This window comes from Mordavella massiliensis, assembly GCF_016902415.1.
In the GTDB taxonomy this organism is placed as follows: Bacteria; Bacillota; Clostridia; order Lachnospirales; family Lachnospiraceae; genus Merdimonas; species Merdimonas faecigallinarum.
The window spans coordinates 1-1511 of record NZ_JACJLV010000099.1 but is presented as its reverse complement, the minus strand read 5'-3'; the positions used below and the strand labels follow the sequence as shown (position 1 = coordinate 1511).

General features: G+C 28.8%; 2 protein-coding genes. Both read left to right on the top strand.

Features of this window, described 5'->3' with window-relative positions; translation table 11 throughout:
* Window positions 1-509, top strand: a 509-nt coding sequence (locus H6A13_RS12870; protein ID WP_204909932.1) for an O-antigen ligase family protein, incomplete at its 5' end; no start/stop codon positions are given.
* Between the two features lie 68 nt (window positions 510-577).
* A partial coding sequence (locus H6A13_RS12865) for a polysaccharide pyruvyl transferase family protein (RefSeq protein ID WP_204909931.1) occupies window positions 578-1511 on the top strand: 934 nt, incomplete at its 3' end.

Sequence of the window (1511 nt, the reverse complement as noted above, 5' to 3'; positions counted from 1 at the left end):
CACTATTACGTATTGTGTTTGTTGTTATTTTGCTATTGTTTATATTCTCTTTTTTGACAAAAAATATACCAGAATTAGCCTTTACATTTCAGCGTTTTAATTCTAGTGATATTACGACAGGAAGATCCGATTTATGGAAAATGGGTATGGAGATTGCTTTTGAGCATCCCGTTTTTGGAGTGGGAATTTTAAACTCTAGGAATAAGATCGGAATGTGGCCTCATAATATATATATCCAATTATTTGCTGAATTGGGATTATTATGTGGTGGATTAGTGATTTTTTCAATGCTTCATTCACTGGTTGAAAAGATTAAAATTTGTGATTATGTTGATGAGTCAAATGAAAGGTATCATTTATTTGCCATATATTCTCAATTATTATTTTTGATTTATGGTTTTACAGGAAATCCATTTTTTGAAATTCAGGTAGTAGGCTTTTATATAATAACTATAGCGTTAGGAGTAAGTAGATTTACGATAAATAGAACATGTGATTACATCGAATAGTAGGTAATACGAAGATTCATAAACGAAAGGAACTGTTTGTTTTATATGAATAAAACAGGTAATTAGGAATGGAAACAAAAAGAATAGGTATTTTAACATTTCATGATACATTAAATTATGGTGCACTTTTGCAAACATACGCATTGAATAGATATCTGAACGAAAATGTTGGTAATTGTTTGACGATTAATTACAAGTGTGAAGAGATTACTCGAAATGAATCGCCTTTAGCATTTTGGAGAGGATTTGATGCAAAGAGAATAATAAAAGGTATCCTTTCATTAAATTATACGTTAAAAAAGAAAAAAAGATTTAATGATTTTACAGACAAGAATATTCCAATGACACAAGTGCAGTATAACAAAAAAACTATTGCAAGAGTAATATCTTTGTTTGATGTATTCATTGTTGGGAGTGACCAAATTTGGAATTCTAAATTGACAAATAAAGACTACACTTATTATCTTGATTTTGTTGATAATACAAAACAAAAAATGGCTTATGCAGCGAGTTTTGGTGAAAATTGGTACGAAAACGCAAATTTATTGAACGAAAAAGAACTACTAGCCCAGTTTGATAAGATATCTGTTAGAGAGAATGCAGGAAAAAGGTTGTGTGATGAATTAACATCTAGAAAATGTGATACTGTTTTAGATCCTGTTTTTCTACTTAATAAAGACCAATGGGAAAGAGTCGAGGAAAAATATGAAATTAAGAAAAAGTATGTACTAGTTTATTTTATACATTATGATTTTGAAAATGCAATGAATTTGGCAATGGATATTGCTAAAGAGAATAATTTTGACATTCTATATGTAAATAACACATATAAAAATTATAAGGGTGTTCTAAATATTAAGAGCGCTTCTCCAGGACAGTTTCTGTATTTGATTAAAAATGCAGAATATGTTGTGACTGGTTCATTTCATGGATTGAGTTTTTCATTACTATATAATAAAAAGTTTATCTATGAAGGAAGTAAAGATGGAAAAGAAACTAGAT